21 protein-coding genes are annotated in these 18,245 nt (G+C 47.1%); 13 read left to right on the forward strand and 8 right to left on the reverse strand.

Translation table 11 applies throughout. The features are described from left to right. Positions 1–34: 34 nt before the first annotated feature. Positions 35–1,936 (forward strand): methyl-accepting chemotaxis protein, encoded by a 1,902-nt coding sequence (locus tag ACM64D_RS08795; protein WP_415062832.1) that lies wholly within the window; start codon positions 35–37, stop codon positions 1,934–1,936. On the opposite strand, the gene ACM64D_RS08800 is transcribed toward ACM64D_RS08795, so the two are convergent. Genes ACM64D_RS08800 through nrdR form a run of 5 tightly spaced genes read right to left on the reverse strand, consistent with a single transcriptional unit; the run spans position 1,933 to position 4,765 of the window. Further along, positions 1,933–2,781, reverse strand: coding sequence for a pyruvate, water dikinase regulatory protein (locus ACM64D_RS08800; RefSeq protein ID WP_415062833.1), 849 nt, complete (start codon positions 2,779–2,781; stop codon positions 1,933–1,935). The genes ACM64D_RS08795 and ACM64D_RS08800 overlap by 4 nt on opposite strands. Further along, entirely contained in the window at positions 2,781–3,338 is a 558-nt protein-coding gene (locus ACM64D_RS08805; RefSeq protein ID WP_415062834.1) for a GTP cyclohydrolase, read from the reverse strand. The genes ACM64D_RS08800 and ACM64D_RS08805 overlap by 1 nt, the downstream gene beginning before the upstream one ends. 44 nt (positions 3,339–3,382) lie before the next feature. After that, positions 3,383–3,835: a hypothetical protein gene (locus tag ACM64D_RS08810; protein WP_415062835.1), complete on the reverse strand. Its 453-nt coding sequence runs from the start codon at positions 3,833–3,835 to the stop codon at positions 3,383–3,385. Next, entirely contained in the window at positions 3,835–4,242 is a 408-nt protein-coding gene (nusB, locus tag ACM64D_RS08815; RefSeq protein WP_415062836.1) for a transcription antitermination factor NusB, read from the reverse strand. The genes ACM64D_RS08810 and nusB overlap by 1 nt, the downstream gene beginning before the upstream one ends. Further along, on the reverse strand, positions 4,181–4,765 hold the full coding sequence (gene nrdR, locus ACM64D_RS08820; protein ID WP_415062837.1) for a transcriptional regulator NrdR: 585 nt from the start codon (positions 4,763–4,765) through the stop codon (positions 4,181–4,183). The genes nusB and nrdR overlap by 62 nt, the downstream gene beginning before the upstream one ends. Positions 4,766–4,914: 149 nt before the next feature. Here nrdR and ACM64D_RS08825 point away from each other — a divergent pair, with 149 nt between their 5' ends. From ACM64D_RS08825 to ACM64D_RS08840, 4 genes are all read left to right on the forward strand, one after another. Continuing rightward, the gene (locus tag ACM64D_RS08825) at positions 4,915–5,538 is read left to right on the forward strand and encodes a hypothetical protein (RefSeq protein WP_415062838.1); all 624 of its coding nucleotides are present in this window, start codon (positions 4,915–4,917) and stop codon (positions 5,536–5,538) included. After that, entirely contained in the window at positions 5,535–6,722 is a 1,188-nt protein-coding gene (locus ACM64D_RS08830; RefSeq protein WP_415062839.1) for an RsmB/NOP family class I SAM-dependent RNA methyltransferase, read from the forward strand. The genes ACM64D_RS08825 and ACM64D_RS08830 overlap by 4 nt, the downstream gene beginning before the upstream one ends. Before the next feature lie 57 nt (positions 6,723–6,779). Beyond that, positions 6,780–7,325 (forward strand): hypothetical protein, encoded by a 546-nt coding sequence (locus ACM64D_RS08835; RefSeq protein ID WP_415062840.1) that lies wholly within the window; start codon positions 6,780–6,782, stop codon positions 7,323–7,325. A gap of 101 nt (positions 7,326–7,426) precedes the next feature. After that, positions 7,427–8,158, forward strand: a complete 732-nt coding sequence (locus ACM64D_RS08840) for a hypothetical protein (protein ID WP_415062841.1) — start codon at positions 7,427–7,429, stop codon at positions 8,156–8,158. A gap of 16 nt (positions 8,159–8,174) precedes the next feature. On the opposite strand, the gene ACM64D_RS08845 is transcribed toward ACM64D_RS08840, so the two are convergent. Next, entirely contained in the window at positions 8,175–8,933 is a 759-nt protein-coding gene (locus tag ACM64D_RS08845) for a hypothetical protein (protein ID WP_415062842.1), read from the reverse strand. 83 nt (positions 8,934–9,016) lie between these two features. On the opposite strand from ACM64D_RS08845, the gene lgt reads away from it, so the two are divergent. The 3 genes from lgt (at position 9,017) to ACM64D_RS08860 (ending at position 11,472) form a co-directional block, all read left to right on the forward strand. Beyond that, entirely contained in the window at positions 9,017–10,075 is a 1,059-nt protein-coding gene (gene lgt / locus ACM64D_RS08850) for a prolipoprotein diacylglyceryl transferase (protein ID WP_415062843.1), read from the forward strand. A gap of 162 nt (positions 10,076–10,237) precedes the next feature. Then, positions 10,238–10,939, forward strand: a complete 702-nt coding sequence (locus tag ACM64D_RS08855) for a hypothetical protein (RefSeq protein WP_415062844.1) — start codon at positions 10,238–10,240, stop codon at positions 10,937–10,939. Between the two features lie 95 nt (positions 10,940–11,034). After that, positions 11,035–11,472, forward strand: a complete 438-nt coding sequence (locus tag ACM64D_RS08860) for a hypothetical protein (protein WP_415062845.1) — start codon at positions 11,035–11,037, stop codon at positions 11,470–11,472. A gap of 47 nt (positions 11,473–11,519) precedes the next feature. Here the strand turns inward: ACM64D_RS08860 and hisS are convergent, their stop codons facing one another. After that, on the reverse strand, positions 11,520–12,770 hold the full coding sequence (gene hisS / locus ACM64D_RS08865) for a histidine--tRNA ligase (protein WP_415062846.1): 1,251 nt from the start codon (positions 12,768–12,770) through the stop codon (positions 11,520–11,522). A 138-nt stretch (positions 12,771–12,908) separates the two neighbouring features. On the opposite strand from hisS, the gene ACM64D_RS08870 reads away from it, so the two are divergent. From ACM64D_RS08870 to ACM64D_RS08890, 5 genes are all read left to right on the forward strand, one after another. Next, entirely contained in the window at positions 12,909–13,361 is a 453-nt protein-coding gene (locus ACM64D_RS08870) for a DUF3299 domain-containing protein (protein WP_415062847.1), read from the forward strand. A gap of 18 nt (positions 13,362–13,379) precedes the next feature. Further along, complete coding sequence (locus ACM64D_RS08875) at positions 13,380–13,862, forward strand: ZrgA family zinc uptake protein (protein ID WP_415062848.1); 483 nt, start codon at positions 13,380–13,382, stop codon at positions 13,860–13,862. Further along, the gene (locus ACM64D_RS08880) at positions 13,849–14,541 is read left to right on the forward strand and encodes an ABC transporter ATP-binding protein (RefSeq protein ID WP_415062849.1); all 693 of its coding nucleotides are present in this window, start codon (positions 13,849–13,851) and stop codon (positions 14,539–14,541) included. The genes ACM64D_RS08875 and ACM64D_RS08880 overlap by 14 nt, the downstream gene beginning before the upstream one ends. Further along, the gene (locus ACM64D_RS08885; protein WP_415062850.1) at positions 14,541–15,806 is read left to right on the forward strand and encodes an ABC transporter permease; all 1,266 of its coding nucleotides are present in this window, start codon (positions 14,541–14,543) and stop codon (positions 15,804–15,806) included. Before ACM64D_RS08880 ends, ACM64D_RS08885 begins: the two co-directional genes overlap by 1 nt. Before the next feature lie 81 nt (positions 15,807–15,887). Then, positions 15,888–16,376, forward strand: coding sequence for a VOC family protein (locus tag ACM64D_RS08890; RefSeq protein ID WP_415062851.1), 489 nt, complete (start codon positions 15,888–15,890; stop codon positions 16,374–16,376). A 31-nt stretch (positions 16,377–16,407) separates the two neighbouring features. Here ACM64D_RS08890 and ACM64D_RS08895 read toward each other — a convergent pair whose 3' ends face one another. After that, a complete protein-coding gene (locus ACM64D_RS08895; protein ID WP_415062852.1) occupies positions 16,408–18,234 on the reverse strand; it encodes an adenylate/guanylate cyclase domain-containing protein in 1,827 nt (608 codons plus the stop codon). Positions 18,235–18,245: the final 11 nt, after the last annotated feature.

The following is an 18,245-nucleotide window of genomic DNA, read 5'->3' on the forward strand; positions in this document are numbered from 1 at the left end:
TCGTCAGATCTTTTATCCGTAGTAAGGACTGACCATGAAGAAACACTATTCAATTCAGGTGAAACTTGCGGTGCCTATTATTTTGATTGCGCTGCTGGTTTTAGGGACGATGACTTTTATGATGGCGCGAAGTGGTCATGAAGCTGCGGAAAAAGCAGCTCAAGAAAAAACTGTCGCGACGGCGAGAGCTTACGCCACAGAAATGCGTCTTGAAGTCGAACACGGATTGGATATCGCAAGAAACTTTGCCCATATTCTTGAATCTTATAAAAAGAACGGCCATACCGGCCGTAGCTCCGTCGCAGAAGCGCTTCGCGAGGTTTTAGTAAAAAATAAATTTCTGATTGGAACTTGGACGGGCTGGGAGCCGAATGCTTGGGATGGAAAAGATTCTGAGTTTGCCGGTGTTCAAGGACATGATCAATCGGGTCGTTTTGTACCTTATTTGAACTGGGAGGGAGGCAAGGCCTCTTTGACTCCGCTGGTGGGTTATAACAACCCCGGCGAAGGAGACTTCTATTTAGTTCCCAAAAACCGTCTGAAAGAAACCATGGTCGAGCCCTATTTGTATCCTATCGATGGTGTTCAAACGCTGATGACTTCTGCGGTTGTTCCGATTGTTCTTGATGGTAAGTTTGTGGGGGTCGCCGGGGTTGATTTGCCCTTGAAAGAGATTCAAAAGAAAGTGGCGTCGATCAAGCCGTATGAAACTTCAGAGGCCTATCTTGTGACGGCGAGGGGAAACTATGTTTCTCATCCTGATGAAAAGATGATTACAAAAACTGCCGAGTATCCGTTTGAAGTTGAGAAATTCAAAGAGGCCATTCAAAAGGGACAAGAGTTCGCAACGACAGGCGTTGATAGTCGCGACAAGAGCGAATACTTGTACGTTGTTAGTCCAATTTCCGTGGGAAATACAGAAGAGCCTTGGGCATTGATTGTAAGAACTCCAACCAAAACAGTTTTAGCTGAAGCGACAGCCATGGTTTGGACACAAGTGATCATTGCCTTCACGGGCATTTTGTTCCTTCTCGCGGCGGTTGTCTTGATCGCACGTTATATTGCCAAGTCCGTAAGTTCCTTATCTGAAAAACTTCAATCTTCTGGCGAACAAGTATCGTCGGCCATTCATCAGCTTTCGATTGCAGGACAATCCTTATCTCAATCTTCCAGTGCATCGGCAGCCTCTTTGGAGGAAACCGTGGCTTCCTTGGAAGAACTGACTTCCATGGTGAAGTTGAACTCGGACAATGCCAAACAAGCGGCGGCCTTGTCATCGACCTCATCAGAAGTGGCGGTGCAAGGGGAGCGTGAGATGTTGGATTTGTTGGCTTCCATGAGAGAGATCTCTGGTTCCTCTAAAAAGATTGAAGAAATCATCAACGTTATTGACGATATTGCTTTCCAAACAAATCTTTTGGCCTTGAATGCCTCCGTCGAGGCGGCAAGAGCGGGAGAACACGGTAAAGGTTTTGCAGTGGTTGCGGAGGCCGTTCGTTCATTGGCGCAAAGATCTGCTTCGGCGGCCAAGGACATCACGAGCCTGATTAAAGAATCCGTGGAAAAGATCGAACGCGGCACCTTCAAATCTGAAAAATCCGGAGAAATGCTTAAGAACATTGTTCAATCAGTGAAAAAAGTTTCCGAGCTGAACAATGAAATCTCAATGGCCAGCGAAGAACAGTCCACTGGAATTGGACAGATCAGCAAAGCCATGAATCAATTGGATCAGTCCGTGCAATCCAATGCGGCCTCTTCAGAAGAGATTGCGGGCACGGCGGATGAAATTAATACTCAGGCGCAAATTATGAAGTCCGTGGTCGATGAACTCAACCTTGTTGTTTATGGCGAGGAGGGGGAAAATGTTCATGGAGCACGAGTGACGGAGTTCCGCGGTAAGGCGGACTCCGATGATTCCGTGAAAAAGGCCGCTTAGAAAATCACGCTGTCGGGAAGACCCAAGCGAGCGGCGATGATGCGTACGATCTCACTGGCGTTTTCCTCAAGGGCTCGTTCTGTCACATTGAAGACGGGCCAGCGTCGGTTTTGTTTAAATATTTTTTCCGCATATTCAATTTCTTTTGCGATGTGGGCCATGGAGGCATATTCGCCTCCGGGGTCTTGACCGAATTTTTCCAGACGACTTTTGCGAATCCTTTGCAGTGATTCCATATCAATAATCAAACCGACAATGCGACGTTGATCAATTTTGAAAAGCTCTTCAGGCAAGGGAGTGTCTAATACCATGGGCACATTCGCCACCTTCCAACCCTTGTGGCTTAGGAAGATCGAAAGTGGCGTCTTACTGGTGCGAGAAATTCCCACAAGAACAATGTCGGCTTTGTCTAATTCCGCGAAGGTTTTTCCGTCGTCGTGTTTGACGGTGTATTCGATGGCTTCGATGCGTTTAAAATATCTTTCATCGACCGCGCGCAAGGCTCCCACGTGGGATTCGGAGTGTTCGCCAAAGAAGGTATCGAGAGTACTTAATAAAGGCCCCAAAAGATCGAAGTAGGGAATGCCCTTTGCGGAGGCTTGTTCGCGAATCTTGTTGCGAAGTTGCTGGCTGGCTACGGTGTAAGCCAACATGCCTCGACGCTCGAAGCACTCTTCGATCACGGCCTCAGCTTGAGTTTCCGTGCGAACATTTTTACACCGGATGATGTTGATCTCTTTCGAAGAGTACTGAACTAGGGCCGCGCGAATCATGGTCGCCGCCGTTTCCCCGGTACTGTCTGAAAGAATATAGATCGTATAGGATTCGTTTTTAGAGTCTGTCATCAGTCGGCAAACCCGTTGATCAAAGCGCGGCGAACATTTTCAATATGTTCCTTCAACCACAGATCCGCCATGCTGGAAAACAGAATAAAGGCAAAATCGGGGCTGGCTTTGATCAGCAAACAAGTTGTTTTATTTTCGGGATCCAAGTTCTGAAGCTGCAGCTTTTGCAACATGGCTTTGGAATCTGTTTTCAAAACGGACAGCAAAGTCATATTGGGAATTTTCACAATCGACTTGGAATTGTTTTTGAGAAGCTGGGTCACGCCTTTATGGAAGGACGCCTGGGCTTTCCATTGGCCATCATTGTTTTCAAGTAAAATGCCCGCATCAAAAAACATGGCCAGACGAGAAAAAACGATGATCGCACGATCAATGTGATCATCCGGCAGTCCTTGGGAAAGGCCACGAATCAGGGCCGTGTCGCGTGAGGGTTCAAAAGAGGCCTGAATATGTTCCGCCTCTTCCACTTTGTTTTCGAAATCATTGTCCAAGAAAGACTCAAAACGTTTTTGCAGTTTTGTGATTTTTGAAACAAGTGTTTGGGACAATTTTTCCATGTCGTCTCTCCTCTGACCTATTTATTGTGAGGAGGATTGGCCCTTTAATCAAGTACGACGGTGAAATCTTCGAAGGTGTGATGAGCGTGCCAAGCCGCTTGCAGATTCCCGGTACTTTGTCCAGGTGGCAGGAAAACGCGCAAGCTAGGCTCTTTGAGGTTTTGCCAGATATCAAAGATGGAGGAGGTCCATTTCGTTAGATCTCCGTTCCAGGGAAGAACGACGACCCATTTATTAGGAAGAAGTTCATCGGAGGCAATCATCAAGGGCGCATTGCTGGAAATGGGGAAGGCCCTTTTTTCAAGTTCCGTTTCCTCCAAAACCTCCTTCACAAAGGACGGCAGGTTCGGAGTGATATGGCGAGAAGACTTGCACAGTTGAAAATTCAGATACCAGTCAAGGCGGGTCGTCCAATGTGATCTTTCTAAGTCAGGCACGATCCACAGGTCTGAGCCGGGATTTAAAGCGCTGGCTTGGGAAAGCACACTTAAAGACATCAGTGAACCTTGCTCACTTGATCGAGAAGACCGTTCACGAAGCTGGCCGACTCGGTCGTGCCATACTTCTTGGCGATTTCCACCGCTTCGTTGATGGCGATGTTCTCTTTGATCGCATCTTTCGCGAATTTCATTTCATAAACGGCGATACGCAAGATATTGCGATCGATTGTGGCCATGCGTTCGACTTTCCAGTGAGCGCTGGAGGCTTGAATTTTTGCATCAATCGCTTCTTTATGGGATTGAACACCCGTGACCAAAAGGTCCGCGTAAGTCGTGACCTCAGGGTCTACGCTTTGTTCAAACACATCCAAGAAAGTTTGGTAGCTGATCTGAGGAGCAAACTCAGTTTGAAAAAGGAGTTGCAGTGCGAGTTCGCGGGCTTGTCGTCTTGCTGTCAGTTTCATGGTTAGGCTTCTTCTCGCTTTCAACAAAGTTCATCGCTGTAAGGCTTAATTGTGGGTTATTTGCATCGACAAAATCAAGAAGTTCAGCGTCTTCCAAAGTCTCTACAAACTCTTGAACGTCCTTGAACGTACGGTACACACTCGCGAAGCGGATGTAGGCCACGTCATCGAGTTGTTTAAGTTCGGCCATGACTTTTTTGCCGATAAGACGAGATGAGATCTCACTTTCGCCCCGGTTGATAACCCAGGCTGAGATTCTTTCTACAACCGCATCAATCTGCGCCAAGCTTACAGGTCGTTTTTGGCAGGCAGCTTGAAGACCTTTAAGGATTTTCTCTTTGCTGAAAGGTTCGCGGCGTCCATCTTTTTTAATAATGAACGGGAAGGCTAGCATGATTGTTTCGACAGTCGAAAAACGCGCTTTGCACTCAAGGCATTCACGACGGCGGCGGATGCTGCCATCTTTTTGCACTCTCGTGTCTAGAACTCTATCGTCTGCATGTCCGCAAAAGGGGCATTTCATAGTCTTTGGTCCCGTCCTAAAAGCTGCCTGGAGATTAGGTATCAGGCCCAAAGGAGTCAATGTGTCTAGTGTTGGATGTCTTTATGCGTCATAGACTTAACTCGTAGGATAAAACCTGGCTAGAATAGAGGGGTAGAATTGAGGTGCGTGTGAAGACTTTTCTCTCGTTGATTTTGCCCTTGTTGATAAGTTCGATGGCATTTGGACAAGACTCCCAACCCCGCGTTGGAAGAGGCGCGGCCGCGCGGTATTTCCAAAAAAGAGACCCGGCTCAAACTTATCAAGGGGGGGCGGCCTCGGATCACTACCTGGCATTGCATTTTGGTCGTTACATGGCTTCTCAGTCTTACGAGTGGGGTAAAAACGGACAGGAAGACGATGTTGGCAAAAACAACTTTGGAGTCACCTACCGAGTGGGGGAATGGCAAAACTCCATGGATTTGAATTTACGGTTGGACTACAGCGAGTTTGAGGTTGGAGGGGAAAAACCGACGAAATTGTCTTTTCTTCCGCTGATTACGTTCCCAGATGCGAGCTCACGTTTTCCTCTCTATTTTGGGGCGGGCCTAGGTTTGGGAGTTTTTTTCAAACAAGCCTCGGGTAAATCCTCCTTGTCTTTGGATTATCAGTTGGTGGCAGGGGCTCGCTTCTTTGATATCTTCGAAAATACTGGCTTCTTCATCGAAGCTGGTTTAAAAAACCACCTTCTTATTCTCTCGTCTGGTCAACTTAACGGCACCTTCTTATCAGGTGGATTGGTATTTACATTTTGAAGATTCATAAACATCTCGTCGAAACAATTATTGGGGCTCTTGATGAAGTTTTCGAACAAGGGCAGTACGCGGACAAAGTCATTCAGAGAAATCTGAAAGCACAAAAGCAATGGGGGGCTCGGGATCGCCGCTTTTTTGCCGAAAGTGTTTACGAAATCGTGCGCTGGGAACGCCTGTTGGGATACCTTGCGAATGACAACGATTTCTGGAAAATCTGGGGTGCCTACTGGATTCGTCAGGGGAATGAACTTCCTGACTGGGAAGAGCTGGAAGGCCTTTCCGTCAAAGGGGTGATGGCACGTCAAAAAGACATTCCGTCTTTCGCGGTGGCGCAGTCCATTCCGGATTGGATGGAAAAGCGTTTAGAAAAAGAACTGGGAGCGGAATACAAAGAGGTGGTGCGGGCGTTGAATCAGCCAGCAGAAGTTTTTTTGCGCACCAATATTTTAAAAACCACACCCGATGAGCTGCTCAAGACTTTAGCGGACGCAGGCATTCAAGCTGTCAAAGTGTCTCCTGAGTTGCCTCATGCATTGAAACTCACTGAACGAAAGAATGTCTTCATTACCGAGCCCTTTAAAAAAGGTCTTTTTGAAGTTCAGGATGCGGCTTCGCAAATGGTTGTGCCTCTTTTGGACGTGCAGCCAGGGCATCGTGTGGTTGATGCCTGTGCGGGGGCTGGAGGCAAGAGTCTTCATATGGCGTCGCTGATGAAGAACAAAGGCAAGATCATCTCTTTGGATATTCACGAGTGGAAGCTGAAAGAACTTAAAGTGCGAGCTCGTCGTGACGGGGTCGATGTGATTGAGACCCGGGTGATTGATTCCAACAAAGTGATCAAGCGCATGTACGATTCGGCTGATCGTGTTTTGCTGGACGTACCGTGTTCGGGAATGGGCGTTTTACGTCGCAATCCTGATTCCAAATGGAAGCTGTCTGATGAAGAAATTGATCGTCTGCAGGATCTTCAATACGAAATCCTGACCAGCTATGCTCCTTTGACCAAAAAAGGTGGACGCCTGGTCTATGCGACCTGCAGTCTGCTTCCCAGTGAAAATGAAAAACAGATTGAAAAATTTATGGCAGAGTACGGGCAGCACTGGACTTTGCTAAAACAAATCCACCTTCGTCCAGACAAAGAGGGATTTGACGGATTCTACGCCGCCTTGCTGGAAAGACGTTAGTCTAAATTCCATGGGGTCCCCTCGGAGAAATCGGGGGGGCGCCGATAAGATTTCGTGATGAAGTACTTGTTTTCCTTCTTCTTGCTGTTTTCATTGCCAGCTCACGCCGGGGTTCTGGTTGAGTTGGGGGGAACCTATTTGTCTGACAGTTTGGCGACGTCTTCCTCCAAAACATCTTCTAAATATTTCTACAATTTGGGAGTCCTTTTTAGCTTTAACAAGACGGTGTGGGGAGGCTGGAACTTTGGCGGCATTTCTCACACAGACTCAGACGCGGTGACGACCACTTTTTCTTCTCAAGATACCGGGCCGTATTTGAAGTGGCAGTTTGGAAAGAATGAGATCTTCAGTCTCAGTGGGGCTTACAACCTCCTCAGTCGGGCGGCCTATAGCTCTGGATCCACCTCTGAGAACTGGGAGGGGACCAGCATTTGGTTGCAGTTTGGAGTGTCTCCTGAGGTGCGAGAGGGGCTCAATGTGGGCGCTTCTTTGAATTACTATCTTGCAAATTATACAAAGAAAACAGTCAGTAGCGTGGAATCCTCTGCGTCCAACTCCAAAACTTGGATATTCCCGATGCTGACGTTGACCAAGCGCTGGTAGCACGGTGCATCGTGCATGCAAAATAAAATGGCATCCATTCTTTTCATTTGAAAGCTCGTATTCCCCTTGATATGACCCCTGGCAATTAATAGGGGGTCCTCATGATTCGTTCACTAATCGCTATGGCGTTGACTTTGGGAATGGCATCTTCAGCGTTTGCTATCGACAAAGCTTATTTCGAAATCAAAAAAGTAAAAGTAACTGACGTTACAGAGCAATACGCTCAATCAGCGTTATTTGCAAAAAAAGTAGGTCTTCTTGAAGACTGCAACTCTCAAATGCCTTTGGCGCCTAAATTCACTGGCGACAAACAAGGTGATGTAAATCCTTTGAACGCGATCGAGTTGGTTGTAGATCAAATCATCAATATCGGTAAAAAGATCTTCAACGTAATCAATGCGGGTCGCCCTGTCGTAAACATCAAAATCGACACTGCGAATGCTCTTCCTAAAGGTTTGACTTGCTGGTCTGATCTTTCTGGCTGGAACATTCCTCAATCTAAAGTTTACAACGTTCAGTACGAAAACGGTTTCGGTATGACAGTTGTGGATTTCTCTTACCGTGTTACTTACACAGCAGGTGGTTCTGCTGATGGTATCGGTAAATACATCACAAACGCGACATTCCAACCTGCGAATGTTTCTGTTGGTTGGGGTTTCCAATTCGACGCGACGGCTGTGATCCCTTCTGTATTCAACACAGGTTCAAAGCGTGACCCTGTTGCGGGAATGCAAATGAACATGGAATGGAAAGTGACTTCTCCAATGGCTCATGAGCAATCAACTGAAAGCTACTTCGTAAGTGGTGAGAACAAGTTGATCCAACTTCAGTAGTTGGGGCTTTGGGAATTTAGAAGAAAATCTTAATTCCTGACCTAATCCCTGCGCGATCGGTGACTGTGTCATCCGTCGCAGCAGGGATTTTTGTTTTCTGGCTCTCCTTGTACCAGGTACCGAAGATTCTCAAGGCTTTAAAGTCTATAAAAAGCCCGGCTTCGGTGATACTTCCCTCCACATCTCCTAATTCACTTGTGGAAGTGGGAAGGAAATACCGATATTTCCCATCAAGACCAAAATATTTCGTGAGATAAACTTGCAATGAAGCCTGCCCAAATTGTTGGGAAAGGCGTCCTCCGGTGCTTTGTTCTCGAGTCCGTTGACCATAGTGGAGTGTGAAGGCGGTGTTTTGGATCGAGTTTCCCAAAAGGCGGATATTCAGCATGCCACTCAGATCGTTGTAGCCCTTCTCGGTGTTGTTTTCATATTCAGCAGAAACCCCTACGAATTGCGCGTAGGCGGCAAGCTCCCCCGCATACGAGGTGTCTGTGGTGCTTGTTCCTGAGTTTTGCACTTCGGTTTTCATCGCATTGTAAGAGCCCCCAAGCATAAATTCAAAAGGGGAGGGCGAGTTGACGGAGAGCCACATATCCATCATGCGGTTGCGGTTTTTCATGTCCAACCACTCTGTCAAAGACCATCGGCCTTTTTCTCGGTTGGCGGCTCGTTGAGTGAAGTCGATACCACTTCCCCAGCGGCTGGCGCTTTGAGCCTGAGTCGATCCTGAAAACGCGATAATGCACAGTAGAAGCAAAGATGAAAACCTAGACATAACCCCATTTTCTCGCTTTTATGGGGGAAGGTCTAAGAAATCCCTCGTTGATACATTGTTAACGTCTCAAAAAAGGATACGTTGTGGTTCATGATTTTGATCCCTTTGCGCTAAGAATTTCTGGCGATTTTGGTATTCGCTGGTACGGACTCTCATACATGATGGGGTTCATTTGTGCTTATCTGCTTATTCGTTGGTTGGCGCAAAGGCAAAGATCAGGACTGACAGCTCAGATGGTGGGTGACTTTGTGACCTACGCCGCGATTGGAACTTTGGTGGGTGGACGTTTGGGGTATGTGCTTTTCTATGGCCCTGATTTGTTCTTGAAGTTTAAATCCACATTTCCTTTTTGGGGAGTCTTAGCCGTCAATGAAGGTGGAATGGCCAGCCATGGCGGGATTATCGGGATTGTTCTGGCGTGTTTGTTGTATGCTCGTAAGTATTCCGTGAACTCTTTGTATCTTTTGGATCTTGTCGCCGTGACGGGACCCATTGGTGTGTTTTTTGGTCGCATTGCGAACTTTATCAATGGCGAGTTGGTGGGACGTCCTTGTGATCCGTCTTTCCCTTTGGCGGTGAAATTTCCGCAAGATATTTTCATGTGGCCTTCACAAGAAGTCACACGATTGCCGGATCTTGCTCCCGTGGTTGAAAAAATCGGTGTGGGGCGTGAGCAATGGTTAGAGCTTGTAGAAAAGTTTCGTTTTGACGTGGGTTCTCGTGATCAGCTTTATTCCATCATGAATAAAGTCGTTGAATCCATTCAAGAAGGAAATACGGCGGCCAAAGAGGCGATCGCACCTATTTTGACACCTCGTTATCCATCACAACTTTTCGCAGCGGTGGGTGAGGGGCTTTTTCTTTTTGTCTTTTTGTTTTTGTTATGGAGAAAACCTCGTAAGCCAGGATTTGTCGCGGCGACCTTTGTTCTTCTTTATGCGATCGTGCGCGTGATTGATGAACACTTCCGTATGCCTGATGCCCATATTGGTTTCCAATGGTTGGGGTTGACTCGAGGTCAGTGGCTTAGTGTCGCGATGTTTGCAGTGGGTTTGATACTCATGTTTGTCTGGACTCGCGCAAGTTCCTTGAATGTTCCTGGTTGGGGTAAAGGGCACTCGATCAAACTTGGACGGAAGTAGTCGGCGCTCGGTGGGCGAGGATGGGGAGAGTTCCCCTGGGCGAAAAACGCTCAGACAGTCCTCGCGCCTGGAGGGGCTTGCTGGCATTGTGGGTTTTGTTTTTTTGTCTTTTGATTGGAAGGGCTGATTTTTCTTGCTCTGATTGTAGCTATTTTTTTTCCAGTGGGAATTCGAGCAGAGACTAAAAGCTGTCCCGAAGGACAGTTTTGGGTCAAATCTCACTATCGTAACGCCTATGTTAGATTTGATGGGAAGTTTTTTTCTGCGACAGAAGTTAGGGGGCACTGTAAGAGTCACTCTGCCATATATAAGTCATGGGAAGGGAGATTTCAGAATTCAAAATATACAAGTTGGCCTTATGCCAAGGAGGTCTTTAAGGCTTGGACGATTGCTGATAAGGAAAGAGTTATAGAAGTCCTTGAGACCCTTCCTGAAGAATTGTTGAGTAATAGTATTGAGGGGATCTATCGAGCCGTAAGATCGAAGGACTTTCCAAATCCAGCAACGTCAGCAGAGGGCATCATTGTGATTTACGATTCTGCCTTCGAAAAAAGGTACAACTTGCAAAGAGTAATCGCCCACGAGCTTGCACATCAGATGTATTTGGATCTTTCTGAGATTGACATTACAGATTATCAGTATTCCACGAACTGGATTCCCTTAAGAGATAAGCAGAAGCGTTATATTTCTCGAAAGGATGGCTTCGTTCAGGACGATGGTCGAGAATCCCCCGAAGAAGACTATGCAAATAATATAGAGTTCTATCTAAATGAGCCTGAAAAACTTAAGAAGGTGACGCCGAATGCCTATAATTGGATTAGAAGGCGATTTGGTGATAAATTTAAATTGAGGAGTGGGCGATGAGACATATGAGATTTTTGTTACTGCTTCCTTTATTTGCCTGGAGCATATCTTGTGCGTCTCGATCCTCTCAGGCGGACTCATTAAGTTTATCAAGGGTGGACAGAGTTCATTGGGCCGACGTCAACACATCAACAGCCGAAAGAATTTTTGGGAAACCTGATATTCGAGAATATGCGGATTCTGAAAGACGGGAAGATGCATGGGTGTATCTTGGTGGAGAGCCAAAAACGACGCGTTTGTCTTTAATTTTTAACGCTCACACGGGAACCCTCCTTTCCGCCAACTGGTTTTTTAGGGCCACAGACTCTGAGGCAAACTTGGAGAGCTTAGCGAAACGATATTCTCATCTTAAATTCGATCTTGAGCATCCTTATGAGAATGGTGATGTTCGAGGTCCTAAAATGTTATTTTATTCCAGTAAAGATGGCGGAGTTGAAATCGCTGTCTATAAGCGTTCTAAAGTTGTCAGCTCTTTATCTTGGGAGATAGCGCCGAGTCTTGCTCCTGAAAAGAGAAAGCCTACAAGTCATTAGTTTTTTGAGGGCTCTATGAGGGAAATTCATAGAGCCTTTTTCTTTTTTTAGATTTTAAAATCAAAAGTTTGAAGTTCGGTGCGGGAGATTTCTTTTTGTTCTCCGGTGGCGAAGTTCTTAACTGTGACGGTTTTATTGGTCACTTCATTGCTGCCGAGGATGAGGGCGTAGTGGGCGTTCAGCTTGTTGGCTTTTTGCATTTTTTTGCCCATTTTTCCAGAGAGGAAGTTTTCCGCCTTGAGGCCTCGGCTGCGGATTTCGTGGGCGACTTTGATGCTTTCTTCTTCACCGAGGTCATCGGCGCCAATGACAGCGATAAGGACTTCGGATTGAATCGCTAACTCTTTCGGAGTGAGGTCGGCCAAACGGTCGATCCCTGCGGCCCAACCGACACCCGGAGTTTTTGGGCCCCCCATGGTTTCAATCAAACCATCATAGCGTCCGCCGGCAAGCACGGTGCCTTGTGCGCCCAGCTTGGCCGTCGTGAATTCAAAAACAGTGTGAGAATAGTAATCGAGGCCACGCACTAGGTGAGAATTGATCTTATACGGGATCCCCAATTTCTCGATGCCGTCCAAAACTTTTTTAAAGAACGTTTTCGAAGTTTCATTGAGGTACTGTTCAAATTTTGGCGCTAGGGCGTTGATTGTTTTGTCGCCTTCATCTTTAGAGTCCAAAATGCGCAGAGGGTTTTTTTCCAAACGCATTTTGCTGTCTGCCGACAGTTGCTCTTGATGAGCCGTGAAGTAGCTGACTAAAGCCTCACGATAAGCGGCGCGACTTTCTGAGTCTCCGAGGGTGTTGATCTCCAGGGTGCAGTCGGCGGAAATGCCGATTTTTTGCAGGACGTCCCACGCCAAAGCGATGCACTCGACGTCGGCCAGGGGGGAGTCATAACCTAAACACTCTGCGCCCAATTGGTAAAATTGACGATATCGTCCTTTTTGTGGTCGCTCATATCGAAACATCGGGCCGGAGTAATAAAATTTTAACGGAAGGTTTTGACTCAGTCCTTCAGAGATAAAAGCGCGTGCGACGCCCGCCGTCCCCTCAGGTCTTAATGTGAGACTTTCGCCTCCACGATCTGTAAAATCATAAGTCTCTTTATTCACAACGTCGGAAGTTTCGCCGAGGGTGCGATGAAAAACGTCAGAAAATTCAAAAATCGGAGTTTCAATTTCTCCGTAACCGTACAAAAGGGCCTTCTCATAGGCTGATTGTTCGACAAAACGGAAAAGAAGACTGTCCTCGGGAAGGAGATCACGGGTGCCGCGAACTCTTTGAATTTTGCTGCTCATATTTTCGGCCTCACTCTTCAGTGGAAAGTTCCTTTATAGCAGAGCTAAGGGCAGTGCGCAAAGCTATTGCATTTAAGGTGAGCCTTGTCTTTAATAGAAAGGAGCCCCTATGAGGGGGGCTTTTGGGAATTGGGACGAATGATGAAAAAATGGGTTCTGGCGGGAGTATTCATATTAGCGGCGGTCACGGGGGCCGTGATTTATCAAATGCTGGGCTCGCGGGGTGGAGCGCTGAACGGGGTCGAGGTGGACTGGCGACTTCTTGGGGAGATGGACTATATCACCGGAAAGTCTTCGTCAGAGCTGCAAGCTTTGAATGGTAAAAGCGTTAAGATCCCTGGATTTATGGTGCCTCTCGAAGACAACCAACGGGATGTCGTCGAGTTTTTGTTGGTGCCAAGCCCGCAGGCTTGTATTCATGTTCCACCTCCTCCTCCCAATCAGATGGTTTATGTGAAGATGAAGCGTGGGACAGATGTGGCAGTGGGCCCGATCTGGGTTTATGGGACGTTGAATTTAGTGACAAAGAAATCCATGTACGGCGATGCTTCGTTCGAACTCGTGGGCGAGGCGATAGAACCGTACAAATAATCTCTCAAAGGGGGTTTTATGTTTAAGGTCCTTTTACTTTCGACAATGGTTTTTGCCGCACGAGAGCACGGAGCGCATATGCATGGCGCAGGCAAAGTCAGTATGGCCTTTGATGGCAAAAGAGGTAAAATCGAGTTTCACGTTCCCGCCGAGTCTCTTTATGGCTTTGAGCACGAAGCTAAATCAAAAAAAGACAGACAAAAAAAAGAACAGGCTCTGCTGAAGTTAGAGGAAAAGATTTCAGAGATGATCGTTATGGATCCTTCCTTAAAGTGTGAGATCAAAAAAGAGATCTTCGAAGTGAATCAGCAGAAAAATCACGCCGAGGTTGAAGCCGAGTTTGGTGTATCTTGTGAGGCTCCCGTTGCGGGCAGCGAGATTTCTTTTCATATGCAAAAAATCTTTCCTCGTTTAAGGAAAGTTCAAGTGGACGTCGTTGCGGATGGTGTCCAAAAATCCCTCCAGGTAACCAATAACGGAGACAGTCTTGGCCTCAAGTAACATCTTAATTGAGATTCGTGATTTACAGTATGTCTATCCAGGGCAGGCCACGCCGACTTTGAAGATCCCTGAATTTTCCATTGTGCGTGGTGAGCAGCTCTTTCTTTATGGTCCCAGTGGGACCGGAAAGACCACCTTGCTGGAAATGCTTTCCGGAGTGTTGAAGCCGTCTCAGGGAAGTTTGAAGATATTGGGTTGTGACTTTGCTAAGATGAGTGATTCGGAGCGGGACTCTTTTCGCGCCGAGCATATGGGATATATCTTTCAGAACTTTAATTTGATTCCTTATCTGACGGTGCAAGAGAACATTGAATTGCCTTTGCATCTAAGTGCGGCCCGCCGGGCTCGGTTAGGCAGTGTCGATACGGAAATGGTGATTCGCGCTTTGTGCGGAAATCTAGGTATTGGAGAGTTGCTGGGTAAAAAAGTCGCTGAATTGAGTGTCGGTCAACAGCAGCGAGTCGCCGTAGCTAGAGCTCTCTTGGGAAAACCAGATCTGTTGTTGGCCGATGAACCAACCTCAGCTTTGGACACGGATCATCGCGAGAAGTTTTTGAAACTGATGTTTGAGTTGTCTGATCTTTACGGAACAACCGTGGTTTTCGTATCTCATGATCGCAGCATGGAAAAACTTTTTAGCCGCTCCATCTCGTTGGACTCCATTAATAAGGTTGGGTGATGGTCTTCTTAAAATTGGCAATCAAGTCCTTGAAGAATCGCATTTTTGCAACGACGTTGACGGTGATTTCTATCGCCCTCAGCGTGTCTTTATTGCTCTCTGTTGAAAGAGCAAAGCGCGCGGCCGAAGAAGGGTTCACGCAAACCATCAGTAAGACAGATCTTATCGTGGGAGCTCGCAGTGGTCCCTTGCAGTTGATCTTATACACGGTTTTTAACATGGGAAGTGCCACTCATAATATTTCTTATGAGACCTATGAGGAGATCAAAAAAATCCCGGCGATCGAATGGACCATTCCCTATTCGTTGGGGGACGGACATCGCGGCTTCCGAGTTGTCGGGACCAACCAGGATTTCTTTAAGCATTACCACTATCGTGGAGACCACAAAGTGGAGTTTTCCCAAGGAGGAGAATTTCGCGATTTGTGGGATGTTGTTCTTGGCGCGGATGTCGCTCGTAAATTGGGATACAAACTCGGGTCCCGTGTGGTGGTCGCTCATGGTGTGACCAAAGGGGAAGGTATTCAAGAGCACGATGACAAACCTTTTGTCGTCGCGGGGATTTTGGAGCCGACAGGAACTCCTTTGGACCGTGCGGTGTACATGTCCTTGGAGGGGATGGAAGCCTTGCATGTGGATTGGCAAGAAGGGGCCGCGCCCACGGCTGAAAAAATCATTCCCCGTGAACAACTCACAAAAGAAAAATTGAAGGTTCATACCATCACTGCCTTTTTTGTTGGTGCGAAATCGCGCATTGAGACCTTGAAATTGCAGCGAGAGATCAACACCTACAAAGACGAACCGTTGTTAGCGATCATTCCTGGAGTCACACTGAGTGAACTGTGGCAGGGACTGTCGTTTGTGGAAGGTGTCTTACGTATTATTTCCTGGATGGTCGTGCTGGTTGGATTTATGGCGATGTTAATTGCCCTCACCACAGCGTTGAACGAGCGTCGTCGTGAGATGGCAATTTTGCGGGCCGTGGGAGCGAAGTCCCATCAAATTGTGGGTCTTTTAGTGTTTGAGTCGGCGCTGTTGACGGTTCTGGGAATTGCCTTAGGGGTCTTTTTATCATGGGGACTTGTGGCCGGTTTAAAACCTTGGATCGAATCTGAGTTTGGCCTTTATTTGGTCGGCCCCTGGTTTACGTCGCGTGAGCTGATTTATCTAGTCATTACATTGATTGGCGGCACAGTGATTGGTTTGATCCCGGCCTTGAGAGCACAAAGTTTAGCTCTTAAAGACGGGTTGAGTGTCAAACTATAGACGCACTTTCATGTCAAAGCACTCCTTGAGAAGAGCTTAAGTCATCCGTTAGGATGTGGGGATCTTTTCAAGGAGCCAACGATGCAATCTATTTCTACGTGTTTGTGGTTTGATTCGGAAGCTGAAGAGGCCGCTAAATTCTATACCTCCATCTTTAAGAACTCGAAGATTTTAAAAGTCACCCATTATGGGGAGGCGGGATTTGAAATCCATCATAGGCCCTCAGGAAGTGTGTTGACGGTGATTTTTGAGCTGAATGGTCAGCAGTTTATGGCGTTGAATGGAGGCCCCGTTTTTAGATTCAACGAAGCAGTTTCTTTAGTGGTGAATTGCAAGACGCAAGAGGAATTAGACTATTATTGGGCAAAACTTTCTGAAGGGGGAGACAAAAATGCCCAACAGTGTGGGTGGCTCAAAGACCGGTATGGTCTTTCGTGGCAAATTGTCCCGGAGGCCTTAGAGGAAATGATCAGCGACTCGGACCCGGTGAGATCGAACAAGGTCATGGAGGCTTTGTTACCGATGAAGAAGCTCGATATCTCGACCTTGGAGAAAGCGTATCGACAATAAGATTTTAGTACAAAGGGCCGACCTTGGAAGGTTAGGCCGCTTTGACTTTTACTTTGTCGGCGGACTCGGCTTCATAGTCAGAGTAGGGCGTTGAAACTTCGACCATGCTGCCGTCGCTAGCGCGATAGCCGCGCACTTTGAACATTTTCAAGGCTTCCGAGCGACCTTTTACTTCGGCGGCTCCGGCCAACTCAATCTTGAAGTCTTCGCCAATTTTCTCAACCACAGTGTCAGAAACAAGAAGATCGGCGCCGAAGGCTTTGGTGGAAGCTTCGATACGAGAAGCCGTGTTGACTGTGTTTCCGATCACCGTGTACTCCATACGCTCGTCAGAACCGATGGTTCCTGAAATTGCCGCTCCGGCATGTAATCCCATACCAATATTGATGGCAGGTTGCCCGCGACTGAGGCGCAATTCGTTGAGGCTTTCAAGGGCCTTCCGCATTTCCAAACAAGCGCGCACGGCATTGTGTGGGTCACGATCCGAACCTCGAGGGGCTCCCCAAACCGCCATGATCGCATCTCCGATAAACTTGTCGACGACACCGCCATGGGCGTTGATGATTTTTACCATCACTCCAAAATATTCATTGAGCATCTCAACGACTTCTTCGGGAGATCGTTTTTCAGAGAAAGCCGTGAATCCACGAATATCCGAGAAGAAAACCACCACGTCTCTGGATTTACCGCCAACACCGATATCTTTACTGATCAAGTCCTCGGCCACAGAAGAGCCGTGGAATTTCGAGAAAAGACTTTTCACTTTGTCGCGTTCTTTCAGACCATCCGTCATGTGATCGAATGCTTCGGCCAAGTCACCCACCTCATCATGGGATTTCACTTGGGCACGGGCTTTGACGTCGAAGTTTCCTTTGGAAACCAAGTTGATCATCTCGGCCAATTTTTCAATCGGGGAGGTCAGGGTCATTGAGAATAAAAAGATAAAGAAGATCGCCATGGAGATGGCGGATCCCGCTACAAAGATGGCTCGACGTTTTACCTCATGCGACACTTCGAGAATCGTTTCTTCCGAGGTTTGAGAAACGACGGTCGCTCCAAAAGACGTTTTCACAGAGGCGCCAAAATAGTTTTTCTCGGAATCTGGATCAATGAACTTTGTTTGATATTGTGGAGACTTTTGAACCAAGGCCTTTTGTACGAACGGGTTTTTATTCATATTCAGGCGCGCCATGGCCTTTTGTTCATCTTTATGAGCTAACAGCTCGCCATAACGATCGACTAAGTATTGAGTTCTTTCAGAGGGATCGGTGAAAGGTTTTTCCAACGGAGCCAAGGTCACGTCCGCCAAAGCGATATGAGTGATTTTTCCCTGAACATCCCGGATCAAGGGGATTCCGATAGTCACCATCGCAGGGGCTTTCGGATAAGAGGCATTTTTTAACTCGATACTTCCTTGAGCGACCGAACGAATCGGGAACTTTTGCCAAGAGCGCAAATGAATCAGGTAAGTAGCGGTAAGACCATAGGGACGAAGTGATTCTTCCTTTACTCGGCGTGCGACAGTTTCAACGGAGCTTCCGTTGAGCTTCAAAATTTCTAAGGCCACAAAGTTTTTGTCTTTTGTAAAGTTGAAGTCAAAGTCATCGCCCGTGCCATTTTTTTCTGAGGTGCCTTTCATTAAAAGAGAGGCTGTCACGCGGGTCTTATCAACTAACGAGCTGACAATGTTATCAACTTCTTTTGCTTTGGCGGCCGCCGATTCCAGGTTGGCGATATCCACTTGCTCTGAGGCTTTCTTTTCAAAGTATGCTGAAGAGATCCAGGTGATGGTTCCAGTTGCGGCCACCAGAATCAGAATTGTCACTGTAATGAGTTTGGTTGAAATAGGTATTCTCATACAATCTCCAC

Origin of the sequence: Bdellovibrio sp. (assembly GCF_047637665.1) — a bacterium.
Lineage (GTDB): Bacteria > Bdellovibrionota > Bdellovibrionia > Bdellovibrionales > Bdellovibrionaceae > Bdellovibrio.